Source organism: Micropepsis pineolensis (genome assembly GCF_055392125.1).
The window spans coordinates 2,500,503-2,520,628 of record NZ_AP042408.1; the positions used below are offsets into that span (position 1 = coordinate 2,500,503).

14 protein-coding genes are annotated in these 20,126 nt (G+C 60.3%); 10 read left to right on the forward strand and 4 right to left on the reverse strand.

Annotated features, from left to right (window positions below; all coding sequences use genetic code 11):
• The first annotated feature begins 77 nt into the window (after positions 1–77).
• Positions 78–1,568: a peptidoglycan DD-metalloendopeptidase family protein gene (locus tag ACZ5RI_RS11105; protein ID WP_464513046.1), complete on the forward strand. Its 1,491-nt coding sequence runs from the start codon at positions 78–80 to the stop codon at positions 1,566–1,568.
• Positions 1,569–1,637: 69 nt separating this feature from the next.
• Here ACZ5RI_RS11105 and ACZ5RI_RS11110 read toward each other — a convergent pair whose 3' ends face one another.
• The gene (locus ACZ5RI_RS11110) at positions 1,638–2,729 is read right to left on the reverse strand and encodes a GvpL/GvpF family gas vesicle protein (protein WP_464513049.1); all 1,092 of its coding nucleotides are present in this window, start codon (positions 2,727–2,729) and stop codon (positions 1,638–1,640) included.
• 654 nt (positions 2,730–3,383) lie between these two features.
• On the opposite strand from ACZ5RI_RS11110, the gene ACZ5RI_RS11115 reads away from it, so the two are divergent.
• The 8 genes from ACZ5RI_RS11115 to ACZ5RI_RS11150 all read left to right on the forward strand — a co-directional run bounded on the left by ACZ5RI_RS11115 (position 3,384) and on the right by ACZ5RI_RS11150 (position 13,661).
• A complete protein-coding gene (locus ACZ5RI_RS11115) occupies positions 3,384–4,754 on the forward strand; it encodes a cation diffusion facilitator family transporter (RefSeq protein WP_464513052.1) in 1,371 nt (456 codons plus the stop codon).
• A 57-nt stretch (positions 4,755–4,811) separates the two neighbouring features.
• Positions 4,812–5,414: a J domain-containing protein gene (locus ACZ5RI_RS11120; RefSeq protein WP_464513055.1), complete on the forward strand. Its 603-nt coding sequence runs from the start codon at positions 4,812–4,814 to the stop codon at positions 5,412–5,414.
• A 54-nt stretch (positions 5,415–5,468) separates the two neighbouring features.
• On the forward strand, positions 5,469–6,452 hold the full coding sequence (cobS, locus tag ACZ5RI_RS11125; protein ID WP_464515591.1) for a cobaltochelatase subunit CobS: 984 nt from the start codon (positions 5,469–5,471) through the stop codon (positions 6,450–6,452).
• A gap of 90 nt (positions 6,453–6,542) precedes the next feature.
• On the forward strand, positions 6,543–8,378 hold the full coding sequence (cobT, locus tag ACZ5RI_RS11130) for a cobaltochelatase subunit CobT (protein WP_464513060.1): 1,836 nt from the start codon (positions 6,543–6,545) through the stop codon (positions 8,376–8,378).
• Positions 8,379–8,550: 172 nt separating this feature from the next.
• Positions 8,551–10,296, forward strand: coding sequence for a glycoside hydrolase family 9 protein (locus ACZ5RI_RS11135; RefSeq protein ID WP_464513064.1), 1,746 nt, complete (start codon positions 8,551–8,553; stop codon positions 10,294–10,296).
• Between the two features lie 76 nt (positions 10,297–10,372).
• Positions 10,373–10,642, forward strand: coding sequence for an ACT domain-containing protein (locus ACZ5RI_RS11140; RefSeq protein ID WP_464513070.1), 270 nt, complete (start codon positions 10,373–10,375; stop codon positions 10,640–10,642).
• 56 nt (positions 10,643–10,698) lie between these two features.
• Positions 10,699–12,057, forward strand: coding sequence for a DUF711 family protein (locus ACZ5RI_RS11145; protein ID WP_464513074.1), 1,359 nt, complete (start codon positions 10,699–10,701; stop codon positions 12,055–12,057).
• Between the two features lie 191 nt (positions 12,058–12,248).
• Complete coding sequence (locus ACZ5RI_RS11150) at positions 12,249–13,661, forward strand: methyl-accepting chemotaxis protein (protein ID WP_464513077.1); 1,413 nt, start codon at positions 12,249–12,251, stop codon at positions 13,659–13,661.
• Positions 13,662–13,663: 2 nt separating this feature from the next.
• Here ACZ5RI_RS11150 and ACZ5RI_RS11155 read toward each other — a convergent pair whose 3' ends face one another.
• The gene (locus tag ACZ5RI_RS11155) at positions 13,664–14,245 is read right to left on the reverse strand and encodes a GNAT family N-acetyltransferase (protein ID WP_464513080.1); all 582 of its coding nucleotides are present in this window, start codon (positions 14,243–14,245) and stop codon (positions 13,664–13,666) included.
• A gap of 128 nt (positions 14,246–14,373) precedes the next feature.
• The gene (argJ, locus tag ACZ5RI_RS11160; RefSeq protein WP_464513083.1) at positions 14,374–15,684 is read right to left on the reverse strand and encodes a bifunctional glutamate N-acetyltransferase/amino-acid acetyltransferase ArgJ; all 1,311 of its coding nucleotides are present in this window, start codon (positions 15,682–15,684) and stop codon (positions 14,374–14,376) included.
• Positions 15,685–15,923: 239 nt separating this feature from the next.
• On the opposite strand from argJ, the gene secA reads away from it, so the two are divergent.
• A complete protein-coding gene (secA, locus tag ACZ5RI_RS11165) occupies positions 15,924–18,704 on the forward strand; it encodes a preprotein translocase subunit SecA (RefSeq protein ID WP_464513085.1) in 2,781 nt (926 codons plus the stop codon).
• Between the two features lie 62 nt (positions 18,705–18,766).
• Here secA and ACZ5RI_RS11170 read toward each other — a convergent pair whose 3' ends face one another.
• On the reverse strand, positions 18,767–20,119 hold the full coding sequence (locus tag ACZ5RI_RS11170; protein WP_464513088.1) for a hypothetical protein: 1,353 nt from the start codon (positions 20,117–20,119) through the stop codon (positions 18,767–18,769).
• Positions 20,120–20,126: the final 7 nt, after the last annotated feature.

Consider the following 20,126-nt stretch of genomic DNA (forward strand, 5'->3'; position numbering starts at 1 on the left):
AGGGCGTGCCCTGATTTGGGCCTTGTAAAGTTTAAGGAGCAACCGTGGACCGCCGCAACGACCCGATGTCTCTTTTTATGGCTGAATCTGAACAAGCGTGGTCGGCCCCCGCTGCTGATGCTGCCGCTTCGACATCTTCGCTTAATGCGCGCTGGGCCTTTGTTACCACCTCGTTGGCAGCACTTATTGTCGGTTCCATGGCGTTTCTGGCGATGCAGACCACCATGCCGACCAATGCGCGCGGCTTTGAACGGCCCCGCGAAGGCTTCATCCCTTATCATCTGTTCCAAAATCTGACCCAGTCGGGCAGCGCGCTGATGGCCTCGCTCGGCCATCGCGATCAAATCAACAAACAGGCGGTGCCGGTCGGTCTGGCCCCCTTGCCGGCCCACAGCGATACCACACCGGGCGTCGAAAACCGCTCGCTGACGCTCGATTCCGGCGACACGCTGGCTGGCATGCTGGAATCTGTCGGCGTCAACGCCAACGAAGCCAACACCGCCATCGAGGCGATGCGTAAGGTCTATGACCCGCGCAACCTGCGCGCCGGGCTTTTATTCGACCTTACACTGACCCAGGCCAAGGGCGATAACGGCGACATGGTCACCCAGCTGACCAACCTGAAATTCTCGCCGTCGATCGAGCATGATATTACGGTAACGCGCGCTGCCGATGGCAGCTTCAGCGCCAACGACGCCGAAAAGAAGCTGGTTGTCCAGCAGCATCACGCCGCCATCACTATCGATTCCAGCCTCTATCTGTCGGCCATGCGGGCCGGTATTCCGGCCGATGTCGTAGTCGAAATGATCCACATGTTCTCGTACAAGGTGGACTTCCAGCGTGACATTCACCCCGGTGACAGCTTCGAGGTGTTCTACGATTATTATTACACCCCGCAGGGCCAAGCCGCCCGCGTCGGCAATATCTCGTTTGCCCGCATGAAACTGGCCGGGCGCGAGGTCAGCCTCTACCGCTTCCAGTCCGACCCCAATTCACCGCCGGATTATTTCGATGCCAAGGGCCAGAGCGCCAAGGGCATGCTGATGAAAACCCCGGTTGATGGTGCCCGTATCACGTCTGGGTTTGGTATGCGCTTCCACCCAGTGCTGGGTTTCACCCGCATGCATAAGGGCGTCGATTTCGGCGTGCCAATCGGCACCCCTGTGATGGCTGCCGGTGGCGGCACCGTCGCCTTTGCTGGCTGGATGAACGGCTATGGCAACTTTGTGCTGGTCAATCACGGCAATGGCTGGTCGACCGGGTATGGTCACCTGTCACGCATTGGCACCGGTATTCATATCGGCAGCCATGTCCGTCAGGCACAGGTCATCGCCGCCAGCGGCATGACCGGCATCGCCACCGGACCGCATTTGCATTACGAAATCCGTCTTAATAATCAGCAGGTTAACCCGCTGACGGTGAAGATGGCCGATGGTCGTAAGCTGACGGGGCACGATATGCGTCTGTTCGAAGAACTGCGCGACCGCGTCAATGCCATGATGGCCAAAACCAAACTGGAAACCAAAATTGCCAGCACGTCAGACAACGCCAAACCGGCTGCAAAGTAAGTCCGACGAAGCACCCGATAAATAAAAAAGCCCGCCTCACGCGGGCTTTTTTAGCACCGTAAGAAAATCTCAGCAGCGGGGCAATTCTTCGGTCGGCAGATAGATTGCCTGACCGGTTTCATCGAAACGCCCCACCGAGACCGTAACATCGGATGATGTGCCGCCATGACCGATCTGCTGCAACAGCAACCGATAGGCATCGGTCAGCAGTGCCATCATGCGGCCATCGCCACTCTGCCCGGTATCGCTGTGATCCGGATCAGGCCGGGCCAGACCGATCAGTCGGCGGTAGGTGTCACGCACATCCTGAGCCGTCACCAGTGGCCCCAAACCGAACAACAGCCGAGCCTGTTCCAGAGCTTCGGGCTCGACCACCGAAATCTCCACAGTGGCGAAGCTATAGGGCAATGACGGACCGGTACGGGTGAATTGCAGGCGGTCACCATAGGCGGCCTGCAGAGCCTCCAGACAGTCTTCCAGCACTGCAATTTCATCCATCCGCACTAGCAGAGCCATTTGCAGCACGACGGCATCGGTTTCCATCGTGCGTAGGATGCTATCTGTGGCGGCGGCTTTCAGCGCCCCACCAACCGCCTGCGCCAGCGCACTGCGATGGCGTTCCAAGGCCTCCTTGACCAGCCGCCCCAGCGCCGCGCGCCAGACATCGTCACGCAAGGCCATTGCCGAGCGTTCTTTCAGCCGGGCAATCGCCGGTTCGGTGGCGACTTCGGCATAGACCAACTCCAGATCCCATTTGACGGTGATCTCAAACTGCACGCAGTTTTTCAGGCGACCGAAGGCATCGGCAAAGGCCCGCCGCCCACGCGACAGGCTGGCGCGCACCGAGCTTTTATCGGGCAGAGAGGTGCCGAATTTCACCGGTAAAAGTGGTGCCGAACGCCGGATGCGGTCGATAGTTCCCTGATAGGTAGCAAAAAGGCGGGCCCGGTCGCTCAGTTCAACACAGCTATCGTTCTGACCCGGCAGACTGCACACGGAACCCGATGCCGAAACCACAGCGGCAAAACCACCATCAGCAACCGTATCAAGGCTGCCACAGGACACCTGACAGATCGTTTTGGCACAATCGGATTCGGCCGGAACGATGGCATAGACGGTCACCGGACCGTCCTGCGGCTTAAGTATCCGTTCAGCTTGCATCGCACCTATCCTTAATTTTTGCCCTGAAAATCCGAGCCACCGTTTCAAGCTGTCCCCGCTTCCTCAACCACGTCCGAACGCAACAACAGAGCTGCCGAGTACTGCCGCAGCGCCACCAGCTCGCGGCAAACCCGGCAGTCGAAATCCCCGGTCACATGGACGACACAGGGTATGACAGCGCCAGCATCGTCGACAATTAATTGGGCTAATCGCTGCCGCTCAGACACCGCTGTCGCCGCAGAAAAAGCCCGTAATACGGCCCCATACTGCCCGTCGCACCGACCAAACAGGCCGGGTTTGCACAGCTCCGGAGGTGTCACTGACGGCGTCATCGAACCCCTCGCTTAAAGCCGCACCCAGTAGACTGAAAATCCGTGTGCGGCAGATTACGAGTGATTCTTTGGCTACTATCGATATGGTTTCCATGTCATTTATCAATTCACTCATTTTTCCGCCTAAGGATCAATTAATCCGCCCCCGTCATAAACCATACTCCGTTCGCGCCAATTTGACTTATCGCGGATCATCGCTAGTATTTTTGGCGTTTTGTGACTGCGGTGTCATGAAATACCGCTACAGGATACCAGTCCCCATCAGCCACGGGGGCACGCGGCGAGCGAACCACACTAGACTGCCGAGGGGCTTAAAAAAACTATGCAACAGGGAAAACAGGCCGTCGCTATCGGCTCGATGCTTGCGAGCGCTACCATGACCATCGGCAAGTTCGCCATAGGCATTGCCACCGGTAGCTTAGGTTTGATTTCCGAAGGTTTGCATAGTTTTTTGGATCTGGGCGCCACGATACTGACCTATCTGGCGGTACGCGTCAGCGATAAGCCTGCCGATGCCGAACACCCCTACGGTCACGGTAAAGCCGAAAGTGTCGCCGCGCTGGCTGAAACCATCCTTCTGTTCGTCACCAGCTTCTGGATTGTGACCGAGGCAGTCCACCGACTGATCGTCGGCCACAGCACCGTTACGGCCAATTGGTGGGCGGTTGGGGTTATTGTGGCGTCGATTCTGATTGACCTGACACGGGCACGCGCCCTGACCAAAGTGGCCAAAGCGACCAAAAGTCAGGCGCTGGAAGCCGACGCCCTGCACTTCTCCTCGGACGTTTTGAGCAGCACGGTGGTGCTGATCGGTCTGGGCTTTGTTGCCATTGGCTGGCCGATGGGCGATGCGCTGGCTGCCATTGGCGTGGCCGTTTTTGTCTGCCGCGCGGGCTGGCGGCTCGGGCGCAGCACCATTGCCACGCTGATCGATGCCGCCCCCCAAGGCGTCACCGAGCGGCTCAACAAGATTGTCGCCACGGTCCCCGGCATTGCCGCCATCGAACGTGTCCGCGCCCGGCCGGCCGGCAGCACACTGTTTGCCGACATTGATGTTGCGATCGGCCGCAGCCTGCCGCAAAGCCATGCAGTTGCCATCCGCCAGGCGATCTGCGAGGCGATCAAGGCCGAGATGCCCGAAGCAGAAGTCGCCGTGGCCATGCACCCGCTGGCGCTCGACAGCGAAACCGTCCGCCAACGGGTCCAGACCATCGCGCTGGAGCAGGAAGCCGCTGTACACCACATCACCGCGCTGCAAGCTGGTGGCCGGCTGACGGTCGGCTTTGATCTGGAAGTCGATGAATACCGCCCATTAAGCGAAGCCCATGACATTGCCACCGCCCTTGAAGTTGCCATCCGCGAGGAATTTGGCGCCGATACCGAGGTTGAAACCCATATCGAACCGCTGGAAGACCGCGGCCAGGATGGCGAGGATGTCAGCCCGGACGAGCTTCAGCGCATCGCCCTGCAGCTGGGCAGCCTGATTGGCCATAGCGATATCCTCAGCGAGGCCCATGATTTGCGGGTGCGCCGCACCCCGATCGGCCTGATTGTGCTGTTCCATTGCCGCGCCGACGGAAACCGCACCGTTGCCGACGTGCATGAAGCCGCAGATATCCTGGAACACAAGCTGCGCCAGACCCATCCCGGCATCTGGCGCATAGTCGCCCACACCGAGCCGAAAAAAGGCTGATAGCGGACATGGTGCCAAGCCTTGTTTTTTTGCTACGGCATCGCTTAAATCCAACCTATGGATAAGCCACACTACCGGCCGCGTTTTGGCTATGACATTCGAATTAAACAAGAAACGGCAAAGCCGGTGTCGCGCCCCTGTGCGGTACCCGGCTGTGCCGAAGAAGGCGTATGCAATCTGCCGGTCAGCCCGCATAACCCGGCGCGGCAGTGGTTGTGCCCCTATCACGCCCGCGCGCATAACGAGAGTTGGGACTTTTTCTCCGGCATGAGCGAGGCGGAAATCCTGCGTTTTCAGGAAGAGGCCATTGTTGGCCACCGCCCGACCTGGCCGCTGGGCAAGCGCGCAGCCGGTGTACAGCCCCGCAGCGCCGCAAGAAACGGCTCCTACGTCTTTGAAGACGGCAATATTATTTTCAACACTGGCAACAAAAGACCAAGTCCGCGCCGTCCGCAGCGCATATTGACGCCCTTACAGCGCCAGGCCTTTGAAATACTCGAGCTCGACAGTTCGGTATCCTTGAACGAAATCAAAGCTCGGTATAAGGAATTGGTAAAGCGGTTCCACCCTGACGCCAATGGCGGTGACAGGGCAACGGAGGAGCGCCTGAAGCAGGTCATCAAAGCCTATGGCGTGTTGCGCGCCAGTGGTATGGCATAGCGGGTGTTCTTTGCCGCAGGCGAACGGACAGTTGGATTTCGAACAATGACAGCTATGCCTCAGGGCCTCGATACCGCGTTGGTGCCTGACACCACCGTCGATGTGAAGCAGACGTTTGGTTTTGATGCCGCCATCAAGGTCCCCGCGTTTTCCACCGCGTCGGAATATGTTCCCGACCGTGACGAGACCTATCGCTTTGACCGTGACACCACGCTCGCCATTTTAGCGGGCTTTGCGTATAACCGCCGCGTCATGGTGCAGGGCTATCACGGCACCGGCAAATCCACCCATATCGAGCAGATTGCGGCGCGCCTGAACTGGCCGTGCATCCGCATCAACCTCGACAGCCATATCAGCCGTATCGACCTGATCGGCAAAGACGCCATCGTGCTTAAAGATGGCAAACAGGTCACCGAATTTCGCGAAGGTCTGCTGCCCTGGGCGCTGCAGCGCCCCGTCGCGCTGGTGTTCGACGAATATGACGCCGGTCGTCCCGATGTGATGTTCGTCATTCAGCGCGTGCTGGAAGTGCAAGGCAAGCTGACGCTGCTCGATCAGAACAAGGTCATCAAGCCGCATCCGGCATTCCGCCTGTTCTCGACCACCAACACCATCGGGCTGGGCGATACCACCGGCCTCTATCACGGCACCCAGCAGATCAATCAGGGCCAGATGGATCGCTGGAGCATTGTGGCAACCCTGAACTATCTGTCGCATGCCGATGAAACCAACATCGTGCGGGCCAAACTGCCGGGCTACACCAGCAGCGAAAAGCAGGGCGTGATTGACGCCATGGTGCGCGTTGCCGACATGACGCGTAACGCCTTCATCGCCGGTGACATCTCGACCGTGATGAGCCCGCGTACCGTCATCACCTGGGCCGAAAATGCCGAGATCTTCGGCGATATCGGTTTTGCCTTCCGCCTCACCTTCCTCAACAAATGCGACGAGCTGGAACGCCCGGCGGTCGCCGAATTCTACCAGCGCGCCTTTGGCGAAGACCTGCCCGAAAGCGCGGCCAAGGTTCTGGTCGCCTGAGGATGCCGTTTTGCCCGTGCCGGGGTTGCCATAGCGGCCCCGCGCGGGGTGCCTTTCACGCCCGTCGTGCCATAGGATACGCTTTTCACCATGCCCACCGCCACATCCGCTGATCTGTTCAAGCAGGCCGTGACAACCGCGGTGCGGGCGCTTTCCGGCGAACCGGAGGCGGAGGTCAGCTACACCTCGGAGCAGCCATCCTTAAGCGGCAAGAAGGCCCGCCTACCCCTGCCCTCGCGCAGCCTGCCTGCGGGTGAAGTGGCGCTGGTGCGCGGTGCGGGCGATGCCTGCGCGCTTCGGCTCGCCTATCACGATGCCGCCTTAAACGCCAAACTCTGCCCGTCTGACGCCGATGCCGCCCTGATTTTTGAGGCGGCGGAACAGGCCCGCGTCGAAGCCATTGGTGCCTGCACCATGAAGGGCGTCGCGCAAAATCTGGCGGTCAATCTGGAAGCACGCTGCAGCGCACGCGGGCTGGCCGGGGTGCGCAGTCAGGAAGATACCCCACTGGCCGAAGTCGTCGGCCTGATGGTGCGCGAACGGCTGACCGGCGAGGCCCCGCCGGTATCGGGGCGCAAAGCGGTGTCGCTGTGGCGCGATTTTGTCGAAAGCCGCGCCGGTCGCCAGCTCGATATGCTGGCCGATGTGATGCGCGATCAGACCGGCTTTGCCCGCATCACCCGTGCGGTGCTGAGCAGTCTGGAAGTGGGCGAAGAAACCGAACAATCCTCGCCCGCCAACAATCAGGATAATCCGCCCGACGCGCCGACCGAACAGGAAGGCGGCGACGGCGATGGCGAAGGCGATCAGAGCGACGGCGGCGAAGACAGCGATACCAGCACGGACAGCGCGCCGACATCGGCTGACATGCGCGATGATGAGACCGACAGCGAAGGCACACCCGATCCCTCGGCCGAGATGAAGCGCTGGCTGGCCGAGCAACCGTTCCGCGGCCGCGACTGGGGCTATCGCGCCTATACCACCGAATTCGACGAAGAAGTGCTGGCGGAAAATCTCTGCGACGCCGAAGAAATGAACCGGCTGCGCGCCTTTCTCGACCAGCAACTGACCACGATGCACAGTGTGGTGGCGCGTCTGGCCAACAAGCTGCAACGGCTGCTGCTGGCCCAGCAAAACCGCAACTGGGATTTTGATCTGGAAGAAGGTCTGCTGGATGCCGCACGGCTGACCCGTGTGGTGACCGATCCGCTGCATCCCCTGTCGTTCAAGTGGGAGAAGGATACCGATTTCCGCGACACCGTGGTGACGCTGCTGATCGACAATTCCGGTTCCATGCGGGGCCGCCCCATCATGGTGGCGGCGATGTGTGCCGACATTCTGGCCCGCACGCTGGAACGCTGCGCCGTCAAGACCGAGATTTTGGGCTTCACCACCCGGGCGTGGAAGGGTGGCATGTCACGCGAGAAGTGGGCCGCCGCTGGCAAGCCTGCCACGCCGGGGCGGCTCAACGACTTACGCCACATCATCTACAAGGCGGCGGATGCGCCGTGGCGGCGGGCGCGGCCCAATCTTGGCCTGATGATGCGCGAAGGCCTGCTGAAGGAAAACATCGATGGCGAGGCCCTGATGTGGGCCTATACCCGTCTGGCCGCCCGCCCCGAGCAGCGCAAAATTCTGATGGTGATTTCGGATGGCGCGCCGGTTGACGATTCCACCTTGTCGGTGAACCCGGCCAATTATCTCGATGTCCATCTGCACAAGGTCATCACCGAAATCGAAAGCCGCTGCGGTATTGAACTGGCCGCCATCGGTATCGGCCACGATGTCACCCGCTATTACAGCCGTGCGGTGACCATCGTCGATGCCGAACAACTCGGCGGGGCCATGACACAGCAACTGATTGGTCTGTTTGAAGAAGAAGCGGAACGGGGCAGCGTGCGCCGCCGCACCGCCCGTACATCCTAGGGCTTTTCACGCCGCAGCGCGAAAAGCTCACGGTCTGAAATTCTGTCATGCCACCCCCCCCACAAATTCGGGATGTGGCCCATGTAAGCGTGGCGTTGTGCACGCGCCTTCTGACCATTTACCAACACGGTTACCCCCTTGGGCTGCCGCGCGCCAATGCCAAGGAGCCTGCATGAAAGCAATCAGACGAGGCCATCTGCAAAACCCGATCGGACGCCGGCAGTTCTTGCGGGGCGGTCTGGCAGGGCTTGGCACCATGGCGCTTGCCGTGCCGTCCTGGGCCGCGGATAAACCCTCGCTGATGGCATCACCCAACAATCCGATTGTTCCGGCGGCCAAACTCAACCAGATCGGGTTTGCCCCCCAGGGGCGCAAACGCTTCAGCTTAAGTGAAACCACCGGCCGCCCGGTGACGCGCTTTGCGATTGAAACCACCGACGGCTGGACGCTGTATCGCGACCGGCTGGAACCACGGCTGTATAATTTAAGCGAAACTGCGGGCGAGCATGTCCGTTGCGGTGATTTTACGCCGCTGACCCGCCCCGGCACCTATCGTGTGGTGGCAGATGGCCACCGCTCAGATCCCTTCACCATCACCGCCACGCCTTACGGCGATGTGCTGCATGATGCCGCCCGCGCGTTTTATCTGATCCGCGCCAACGCACCGCTGAATGATCCGCTCACCGGCATCCGCCACCGCGCCAGCCATCAGATCGATCACAATCTGCGGGTCGGCGGCATGCGGCGCGATCTGTCTGGCGGCTGGTACAATGCTGGTGACTATGGCAAATGGACCAACATGGCCGCGATCAGCGCCAGCCATATGATGTGGCTGTACGAGCTGCGGCCGGATACTGTCACGACGCTGGATCTGGATTTGCCCAATCCCTATCCCGGGGTGCCGGACATGCTGGCCGAAGCCCGCTGGGGGCTGGAATGGCTGCACAAGATGCAGAACCCCGATGGCAGCGTGCTGCACAAGGTCGATACCGAGCCGGATTTTGCCTGGGGCTGGATGCCGGAAAACGATCCCTTTTACCGCCATGCCAGTGGCATTGGCAGCCTGAACGCCGGGGTCTTTGTCGGGGTTATGGCGCAGGCGGCACGGGTCTTTGCGCCCTTTGATGCCGATTTTGCCGAACGCTGCGGCCATGCCGCCCAAATCTCGTGGCGCTGGCTGGGGGAATATCCCAACCTGCCCACCAGCGACCCCTATTACAGCGACCGCGATGCCTGGCAGGAAAAGCTCTGGGCCCTGTGCGAAATCGCCCGCCTGACCGGTGACAAGGACCGGCTGCACCGTGCCACGGCGGAACTGGAACATCGCGGCGTCACCGCGGTGTCGTGGACCGCACCGCACATTCTGGGTGCGCTGACCTTGAGCCAGATGCGCGGCACGCGGGGCGCCGATGTCGCCAGAGCCAGCATTTTCGCCGCCGCCGGGGTGATTGGCGGGCGGGTATCAGCCGACGCCTATGGCTTTAGCAGCGTGCGCAGCGATTACGACTGGGGCTCGGCCGAAAACGCCCTGAACGATGCCAATGCCTGTCTGCTGGCGGCCGAGCTGACCGGCGTGCCCGAGTGCCGCGATACCGGCGTGCGGCTTATGGACTATGTTCTGGGCAACAACAGTCTGGGCTTATGCATGCTGACCGGCCACGGCACCCATAACATCAGCCGCCCCTATCACTGGACCTATCGGACCGCTGGCATTGTCATGCCGGGCTGGGCCAGCGGCGGGCCCAACGCCGTATTGTCAGGCGGCGATTTGCTACTGGAAGCTGTCATTAACCGTGGCGTGCCCCCGGCCAAATGTCTGGTCGATGCCTGTGACGATGACGGTTCCTGGGCCAGTAACGAAGGCGAAACCAGCGAAAATGCCGCACTGGTCATGGCGCTGGGGCTTTACGATTTGTAACCGCACGATTTGTAACGGCGGGCCAGTCTGCGATATGACAACCGCCTATCCCGCGAAGGGGCATAAGGGAAGTATCATGAAGATCGTCATCACCATCATTGGCAAGGACCGCGTCGGTATTGTTGCCAAAGTTGCCACCGCACTGGCCGAAACCAAGGTCAACATTCTCGATATCAACCAGAACATCGTCCATGGCTATTTCAACATGGTGATGATCGCCGACATGGCCGCAGCGGAAATTTCGCTGCAGGATCTGCAGCAGCAGTTCAAGGCCTTGGGCGAAAGCATCGGCGTCGAAATCAAGATTCAGCACGAAGATATTTTCAACGTCATGCACCGGATCTGACCGGCGCGTAACGCATGCGCTAAACGCCCAACGTTCATCCAGTAAAGGTTTTTATTATGTTGCTGACCAAGGAAATCATCGAAACCGTCCGCATGATCGACAAGTACAAGCTCGATGTGCGTACCATCACCATGGGCATCAGCCTGCGCGGCTGCTGCGACAGCAACATCAAAACCTTCTGCCAGAACGTCTATGACCGCATCACCACCCAGGCCAAAGCGCTGGTCGAGGTTGGCGAGGATATCGAAGCCGAATTCGGTATTCCCATCGTCAACAAACGCATTTCGGTAACGCCTATCGCCATCGTGGCCGAGAGCTGCCGCACCGACAGCTATGTGCCGGTGGCCGAGGCGCTTGACCGTGCCGCCCACGAACTGGGTGTCAATTTCATCGGCGGGTTTTCGGCACTGGTCGAAAAGAAAGCCACCGAAGGCGATAACATCCTGATAGCCTCGATCCCGGAAGCTTTGGCGCGCACCGAACGGGTGTGTTCCTCGGTCAATATCGGCACCACCAAGGCTGGCATCAACATGGATGCGGTGCGGGAAATGGGCCGCATCGTCAAGCGCACCGCCGAGCTGACCGCCGACCGCGATGCGCTGGGCTGCGCCAAGCTGGTGGTGTTCTGCAATGCGGTCGAAGACAACCCCTTCATGGCGGGCGCGTTCCACGGTGTGGGCGAAGGCTCGTCCACCATCAATGTCGGCGTCTCGGGCCCCGGCGTGGTCAAGCACGCGCTGGAATCGGTCAAAGGCATGCCGTTCGACGACGTGGCCGAGACCATCAAATGCACTGCGTTCAAGATCACCCGCGTCGGCCAGCTGGTGGCGCAGGAAGCCTCCAAGCGCCTCGGCGTCAAGGCGGGCATCATCGATCTTTCGCTTGCCCCGACCCCGGCGGTGGGTGACAGCGTGGCCTATATTCTCGAAGAGATGGGTCTGGAAAGCTGCGGCTGCCCCGGCACCACGGCGGCGCTGGCGCTGCTCAATGATGCGGTCAAGAAAGGCGGCCTGATGGCGGCCCAGGCGGTCGGCGGTTTGTCGGGTGCCTTCATCCCGGTCAGCGAAGATGCCGGGATGATCGCGGCGGCTGAACGCGGCAGCCTGACCATCGAAAAACTCGAAGCAATGACCTGCGTCTGTTCGGTCGGCCTCGATATGATTGCCGTTCCGGGTGACACCACGGCAGAAACCATCTCGGCCATCATCGCCGACGAAGCCGCCATCGGCATGATCAATAACAAGACCACCGCCGTGCGTCTGGTGCCGGTGCCAGGCAAAGCCGTCGGCGACCATGTCGAGTTTGGCGGTCTGCTGGGCCACTGCCCGATCATGCCGGTCAACCGCTTCAAGGCCGATGCCTTCATCGCCCGTGGCGGACGCATTCCGGCCCCGTTACGCAGTTTGACAAACTAATCGCTCACGGCCCGCCCGCGCCTAATGGCGCGGCGGGTGCGGCGTATGCGGCAGATTCGACCGCCACGCCGTAAGTCATGGCTTTATCAATCACCAGTTTTAGTATTGAAAACTCAATCATAACAGCACAGTGCAATTGTTACGATTTACAGTTAAAAATCATTCGCGTTTTATTGTAACGGGTTTGTTCTGTGTCTGAATCCATCGATACGTTAGATCTATCCAGCCTTATCTCTTATGCCCGCATCACACCGCGTACCTATCAGTTGATGCAAGGCTTCTGGCCACAGGTTCGCACCGCGCTGCGCCCGATCCTCGATGATTTCTATGACCATGTCCAAACCGATCCGGTCATGGCCAGGATGGTGGCGGGCAACACCGAGCGCTTAAAAACCGCGCAGGAAAATCACTGGGAACGGCTGTTCACCCACGCTATTGACCGGACCTATCTGCAGGCGGTCTACCGCATCGGCATGGCGCATGTGCGCATCGACCTCAAGCCGCACTGGTACCTGACCGGCTATCAGATTCTGCTCAACCGCCTGATCGGGGTGGCGACGCAGACCTGCCCGCCCGAGGTTTTGACCGAAACCCTGCAGGCGCTGGTGACGATGGTGATGTTCGATATGGATATGGCGATCTGGGCCTATCTCGACGCCATCGAACAGGAAAAGAAGCAGCAGGAAGCCAAATTCGCCGAAGACCGCAGCCTGATCGGCGATGCGCTGGTGGCGCTGGCCGAGGGCGATCTGACCTATCGGCTGGATGATGGTATTGCTGGCGAGCTTGAGCAGATCAAAGAGAATTTCAATTACGTCTCGGCCAGCTTAAGCGATAATATGCGCACGGTGATGCAATCAGCCCGCGCCATCCGCAGCAGCGCCAGCGAAATTTCGGCCTCCTCGGATGATCTGGCCCACCGCACCGAAACCCAGGCCGCCGGTCTGGAAGAAACCGTCGCCGCACTGGTGCAGATCACCAAGAATATCAAGGATACGGCAGAAAGCGCGGCGGAAGCGGCAGACAATGCCGCCAAGGCACAGTCGGTGGCCGAAAATGGCGGTCAGGTGGTCAATCAGGCCATTGCCATCATGGCTGAGATTGAAAAATCCTCGCGCCAGATTGCCGACATCACCGGCGCCATCGACGAGATCGCCTTCATGACCAACCTGCTGGCGCTGAACGCCGGGGTCGAGGCGGCGCGCGCCGGGGAAGCGGGCCGTGGCTTTGCTGTGGTTGCCACCGAAGTGCGTTCGCTGGCCGGTCGTTCGCGCGATGCGGCGCAGAGCATCAAGAAGCTGATCCACGATTCCAGCCAGCAGATCGCGGCGGGCGTCAAATCGGTCGGCGCATCCGGTGCGGCACTGAAAGAGATCATTGAGGAAGTCGGCCAAATCAACGCGCTGGTCAACGACATTGCCCGTAACGCTGGCCAGCAGTCGGTCGGCGTCGACGAAGTGAACATTGCCCTAAACCAGATGGATCAGGTCACCCAGCAGAACGCCGCCATGTCCGAAGAAAGCGCAGCGGCCGCCAAGAATCTGGTGCTGGAAACCACCGCGCTCGACGCAATGGTGCACAATTTCCGCGTCGAACAGAACTGATATTATCCGCCCAGTGGTGCGCCGGGATAAAAGCGGCGCACCTGACTGGCCAGCCGCCAGGCCAGCCCCCGCGCCAGATATTTCGGATGCGGCAGATACCAGCGGCGCACATCGCGCTGCCACACCGCCACCACACCATCTTCGGGATCAATGCGCGAGCCCAGACGGATAAAACCGTTCTTGGCCAGCACCCATTGCGAAACCAGATTGTCGACGCGGGTTTCCGCCGTCAGGGTGCGTAAGGTCGGATTGGTCCGCGCCCGGGCAAGCAGTGCCGCCACCATGGCCTGACCATAGCCCAGACCACGGCGGCTGGCGGCAATGCCATAGCCGAACAGGGCCTGACCATCGCCATCGGGGGCGTGCAGCAAACTGGCCAAACCCACAACTTCAGGCCCCGCCACCACCAACCACGAGGCGCGGCAACCGCGCCGCCGGAGTGATGCCGCAAGATCCCGCAGCATGCGCAGCGTCTCGACCGTCTCGACCCCGCCGGGGGGCAGCACAAGACCTTTTGGCCCCGGCACCTCGCCCAGCATCCAGGCGAAATGGCGGTCGGTGGCGACGATCAGCTTGGGCTTCATGGTTCGCCCTTTTCACGAATCTGTTGGCAGATGCCATGCTCCTGCCAAACCGCCGCGAAATCCATATGCAAACGCCGGCCTTAAAAGACCGGCGTTCAACAAAGATACAATCACGGACGCGCGAACGATCAGCTGCGATAGGAGCCGTTGATGTCGATATAGGCGTGGGTGAAATCACAGGTCCACACCGTGGCCTTGCCCTCGCCCAGACCGATATCGGCCCCGATTTCGACTTCCAGACCAGACACCGCCTTGGTCGCGGCCGCCTCGTCATAATTCTTGGCGCGTGCCCCGTGTTTGGCGACCCAGATCTTGCCGAAGCGGATGGAAAGCTTGTCACGGTCGGCCATTTCGCCCGACTTGCCAACCGCCATAACCACGCGGCCCCAGTTGGCATCGTTACCGGCCACCGCCGTTTTGACCAGCGGGGAATTGGCAATCGAAAACGCGATTTTCTTGGCGGCAGCGTCGCTTTCGGCCCCGGTCACGTCGATGCGGATGAATTTGCCCGCGCCTTCGCCGTCCTTGACCACCTGCAGCGCCAGATCAAGCAGCACGCCATGCAGTTTTGCCCGGAAATCGGCCAGCTTCTTGTCGCTGGCCCGCGCCACCGGGTCATGCGCCGCGCCCTTGCCGGTGGCAAACAGCAGCAGCGTATCGCTGGTCGAGGTATCGCTGTCGACAGTGATCGAATTGAAGGTGTCTTTGACGCCTTCCGACAACAGCTCCTGCAGCACGGTCGCCGGCAGGGTGGCATCGGTGACCACGAAAGACAGCATCGTCGCCATGTCCGGGGCAATCATGCCCGCGCCCTTGGCCATGCCGTTAATCGTCACCGTCTTATCACCGATCTGCGCCGTGGCGGTCGCCATTTTGGGAAAGGTGTCGGTGGTCATGATCGCTTCGGCCGCAGCACGCCAGGAATCCGGCGCCGCCTCAGCCGCCAGCGTGTCGAGGATGGCGGTAATGCGCTCGGCCGGCAGCGGCTCGCCAATCACACCGGTCGAGGCCATAAAGACCTCGGACGCCTTGCACCCCACCGTGGCTGCCGCCGAACGGGCAACATCGCGCGCCCCTTCGAATCCGGCCTTACCGGTAAAGGCGTTCGCGTTCCCGCTGTTGACCACCAGCGTACGCGCCACACCACCGGCAAGCGATGTCTTGCACCAGTCAACCGGCGCGGATGGCGCCTTGGATTTGGTGAATACGCCCGCCACCTGTGTGCCGGGGGCAAACACCGCCATCATGACGTCGGTTCGCCCCTTGTAGTGGACCCCCGCCGCCCCGCTGGCCAGGCGCACACCGGCAATCGGCGGCAGCCTGGTAAAAACCTTGGGGGCATTGGGGGAAACCGGCGGTTTTACCGCAGCGGATGCCTTAACTGCCGAGACCGCCTCGTCAGCCGTATTTTTGACAGAAATCTTACGGTCCTGCGTCATAATGCTTTCGTCCCTGAACCGAAGTCGGGGTTTGGCCGGAATCGCACGATTTGACAAGGGGGGATGTCGTTCTTATCTGTCGGTAGATGGATTTTTGGGCTATGGCGTATTCGCCATATACCCGGCGTGCAACTATGGCGGCGATGGCCCCCGGATAGGGGGCATGGCCCCTATTGTTGTGCGACGGTAAAAATACGGGCGCAACACTTTACGGCATCTGGATTCGAGCAGAGGGTTTCATGGTGAATTTCGGCACACTGGCGCAGCGGCTATTTGGTTCGGCCAACGAGCGCAAGATTAAAAAATTCTGGGACAAGGTGGCCGAAATCAATGCCTTGGAGCCACGCTATCTGGCGATGACCGATGAAGAGCTGACCGCACAAACGGCAGTCTTCAAAGAACGTATCGCCGCGGGGGAGCCCCTGGAAGACCTTCTGGCCGAAGCGTTCGCCGTGGTCCGTGAAGCGGCCAAGCGCACCTTAGGTCAGCGCCATTTCGACGTTCAGCTGGTGGGCGGCATGGTGCTGCACTACGGCAATATCGCCGAAATGAAAACCGGTGAAGGCAAGACCCTGGTCGCCACTTTGGCGGTTTACCTCAATGCTCTGGCTGGTGAAGGCGTTCACGTCGTCACCGTCAACGACTATCTGGCCAAGCGCGATTCGGAATGGATGGGTCAGGTCTATCGTTTCCTTGGCCTGACCACGGACTGCATTGTCCATGGCCTGACCGACGAAGAACGCCATGCCGCCTATGCCGCCGATGTCACCTATGGCACCAACAACGAATTCGGCTTCGATTATCTGCGCGATAATATGAAGTACTCGCTGGACACCATGGTCCAGCGTGGTCACGCCTATGCCATCGTCGACGAAGTCGACTCGATCCTGATCGACGAAGCCCGCACCCCGCTGATCATTTCCGGCCCGACCGAAGATCAGACCGAAATGTATCGCAAGGTCGATGCGCTGATCCCGTCGCTGATCCCCGGCAAGACCAAAGCCGAAGGCAAGGATAATGGCGAGGATGAAGAAACCAACAAGGGTGACTTCGAACTCGACGAGAAACAGCGTCAGGTCACGCTGACCGAAGCCGGTAACGAGCATATCGTCCAGCTTTTACGCGATGCCGAACTGTTGGAACGCGGCGATCTCTACGACATCGAAAACATTTCGCTGGTCCACCACGTCAATCAGGCCCTGAAGGCGCATCATCTGTTCCAGAAGGACCGCGACTACATCGTCAAGAATGGCGACGTCATTATTATTGACGAATTCACCGGCCGCATGATGGAAGGCCGCCGCTATTCCGAAGGCCTGCATCAGGCCCTGGAAGCCAAGGAACATGTCACGGTTCAGCCGGAAAACGTCACGCTGACCTCGATCACCTTCCAGAACTATTTCCGCCTTTACGACAAACTGGCCGGTATGACCGGTACGGCGCTGACCGAAGCGGCCGAATTCATGGACATCTATGAACTCGATGTCATGGAAATTCCGACCAACAAGCCGGTGCAGCGTATCGATTCGGATGACGAGGTCTATCGCAGCGTCGATGAAAAGAACGAAGCCATCATCGAGCTGATCAAGGAATGCCATGCCAAGGGCCAGCCGGTGCTGGTCGGTACGGTGTCGATTGAAAAGTCGGAGCAGCTGGCCGAGCTGCTGAAAAAACGTAAAATCACCCATAATGTGCTGAATGCCCGCTATCACGAGCAGGAAGCCGCCATTGTGTCTCAGGCTGGTAAGCCCGGCGCGGTGACCATTGCCACCAACATGGCCGGTCGTGGTACCGACATTCAGCTCGGCGGTAATGCCGAAATGCGCATCAAGGTCGAACTGGGCGGCATCACCGATCCGGAAGAACTGACCCGCCGCGCTGCGGAAATCCGCGCCGAAGTCGCCGCCGACAAGGAAAAGGTGCTGGCCGCCGGTGGCCTTTACATTATCGGCACTGAACGGCATGAAAGCCGCCGTATCGACAATCAGCTGCGTGGCCGTTCCGGCCGTCAGGGTGATCCCGGTGCCTCCAAGTTCTTCCTGAGCCTGCAGGATGATCTGATGCGCATCTTCGGTTCGGAGCGCATGGATGCGGTGCTGACACGCCTTGGCCTGCAGCCGGGCGAAGCCATCACCCACCCCTGGGTCAACCGGGCTCTGGAAAAGGCGCAGCAGAAGGTCGAAGCGCGCAACTTCGAAATCCGCAAAAGTATCCTCAAATACGACAATGTGCTCAACGATCAGCGCAAGGTGATCTTCGAGCAGCGCAAACAGATCATGTCGACCGATGATGTCAGCGGTGAAATCAAGGAATACCGTCTGGAAGTCGTCGCCGAGCTGGTTGAACGCCATATTCCGCCCAAGGCCTATGCCGAGGCGTGGGATGTTGATGGTCTGCACGAAGAAGTGCTGAACACCTTCGACCTCGATTTGCCGATCAAGGCATGGGCGCAGGAAGAAGGCATCGCCGACGAAGAAGTGCGCGAACGTCTGGTTAAGGCAGTCGAGACCAAGGTGGCCGAGCGCACCGCCAACTTCACCCCCGAGCTGATGCGCTATGCCGAAAAGGCCGTGCTGCTGCAGACGCTGGACCATAACTGGCGCGAGCACATCATCAACCTCGACATGCTGCGCCAGTATGTCGGCCTGCGTGGCTATGGCCAGCGCGACCCGTTGAACGAATATAAGGGCGAAGCCTTCGAGCTGTTTGAAAATCTGCTCTCCAAGCTGCGGATCGATGTCATCAATCAGCTGATGCATTTGCGGGTTGAGACCGGCGCGCCGGAGATGCCGCAGGACCAGCCGATTCAGATGCAGGAAAGCCGCCACAATCCCTATGCGGACGATGACAGCGACGAGCTGCCAGCGCTGCCCGGCGGTCAGGCGACGCATTACAATCGCCCGCGCGATATGGCGGTCGATCCCAACGATCCTGCGACCTGGGGCAAAGTTCCGCGTAACGCCCCCTGCCCCTGCGGTTCAGGCCGCAAGTTCAAGCATTGTCATGGGGCGCTGGGGTAAAGAAACGGGAAATACCGGTTACGATAAAAGGGGGCCTTATGGTCCCCTTTTTAGTGCCAGCATCACTCGATGCGGCGAAAACCGCCCGCCGCCAGATAGAGCAGCCCGGCAATGGCGCTTAAATCCAGCGCATACAGATAGCGGTAATCGCAGGCGATCGAGATGGCGAAGAAGCTGGCGCTAAAGACCAGCGAGCCAGCCAGATAGCCCGCCATAGCCAGATCCGCCGGGCGGCGACGCATCAGACAGAAGCACAGGCACAGCACAACAATCAGGCCATAGAGCGGGTGCCAGAAGACCGGGGTGTGGCTGAGCCAGGCCCCCAGCGCAAATAAGGTCCAGTCACGGCCATCCATCCGCTCCTGCAGGCCAAGCTGGCGTAACGCATCCGCAGGGCCCCGCGCGCCAACATAATAGGGATGACATTCGTCGACATGCTGCGGCGAGAACAGCCAGGAGAACACCTCGGTCCGCTGCCGGGTCCAGGCAATGGGATGCTCGGTCACCAGCAGGCGCCACTGCCGCGCCATCACATCATAAGGCGTGTCCTCCAGCGCGGCGCTGTAAGCGGCATCGGCCACCAGCGTATCGTTGCGGGCAGGATTATAGAGCTTCACCCCAACGCGGATGGCGTTTTCCATCGCCGGATTTTGCGCCTTCAGCACATCCAGCGGATATTCGGGATGGTGCGCGATCATCCCGGTAATGTCGTAAGCCTGCAAAATCCGAAACTGCGTGGCGGTGGCGGGCGTACCATCGTGATGTCTGGCAAAAGCATTGTTGGCCAGCCGCGCCCCGGCGGCGAACAGCACAAAAAAGCATAAGCCTGTCGCGATTGCGGCCCGGCGTGACGCACCATACTGCACCGCAATTCCGCCCAGCGCCGCCGCGGCAAAGAACAGGTACAGCACGCCATTCTGGCGGGCCAGAATCGTCAGAACCATGAACGCGCCGCTGATCAGCAGCAACGGCCAGCGCCAGCCGCTGCGCCAGCGCGCCGCCGCCAGCCCGAGCGCCGCGAACCCCGCCAGCGCCGCATTGGCGAACAGCACATCCTTCAGCACATAGCCCTGATAGAGCAGCAGCTGCGGTAACAGACAGACCAGCCCCGCCACCACCACCGCCCACCAGGACGGCCGCCGTGGCAGCCACACCAGCGCGATCAGCGCACCAAAGCCGACCAGTGTCTGCACCAGAATAAACAATGCTGCGCCGGTCAGGACATGATCGGCCAGACCGAGCAGCCACGACATCACCGGCGGGTGCCAGAAGCTGTAGACCCCGGCACGGCCTTCCATCAGTTGCAGATAGGAATCGTAGACATAGGTGCCGGGCCATTCGGCGATCAAGGATGCCAAACACCCGATCGCCAGCAGGAAGGTGGCAATCAAACGCGGTACAGATCGCCCCCTCAAGCCTTCA

Bases quoted from the DNA above. Each gene is read 5' to 3' on its own strand.
- ACZ5RI_RS11105 (WP_464513046.1), top strand. From the start codon at position 78: ATGGCTGAATCTGAACAAGCGTGGTCGGCCCCCGCTGCTGATGCTGCC.
- ACZ5RI_RS11110 (WP_464513049.1), bottom strand. From the start codon at position 2,729: ATGCAAGCTGAACGGATACTTAAGCCGCAGGACGGTCCGGTGACCGTC.
- ACZ5RI_RS11115 (WP_464513052.1), top strand. From the start codon at position 3,384: ATGCAACAGGGAAAACAGGCCGTCGCTATCGGCTCGATGCTTGCGAGC.
- ACZ5RI_RS11120 (WP_464513055.1), top strand. From the start codon at position 4,812: ATGGATAAGCCACACTACCGGCCGCGTTTTGGCTATGACATTCGAATT.
- cobS (WP_464515591.1), top strand. From the start codon at position 5,469: ATGCCTCAGGGCCTCGATACCGCGTTGGTGCCTGACACCACCGTCGAT.
- cobT (WP_464513060.1), top strand. From the start codon at position 6,543: ATGCCCACCGCCACATCCGCTGATCTGTTCAAGCAGGCCGTGACAACC.
- ACZ5RI_RS11135 (WP_464513064.1), top strand. From the start codon at position 8,551: ATGAAAGCAATCAGACGAGGCCATCTGCAAAACCCGATCGGACGCCGG.
- ACZ5RI_RS11140 (WP_464513070.1), top strand. From the start codon at position 10,373: ATGAAGATCGTCATCACCATCATTGGCAAGGACCGCGTCGGTATTGTT.
- ACZ5RI_RS11145 (WP_464513074.1), top strand. From the start codon at position 10,699: ATGTTGCTGACCAAGGAAATCATCGAAACCGTCCGCATGATCGACAAG.
- ACZ5RI_RS11155 (WP_464513080.1), bottom strand. From the start codon at position 14,245: ATGAAGCCCAAGCTGATCGTCGCCACCGACCGCCATTTCGCCTGGATG.
- argJ (WP_464513083.1), bottom strand. From the start codon at position 15,684: ATGACGCAGGACCGTAAGATTTCTGTCAAAAATACGGCTGACGAGGCG.
- secA (WP_464513085.1), top strand. From the start codon at position 15,924: ATGGTGAATTTCGGCACACTGGCGCAGCGGCTATTTGGTTCGGCCAAC.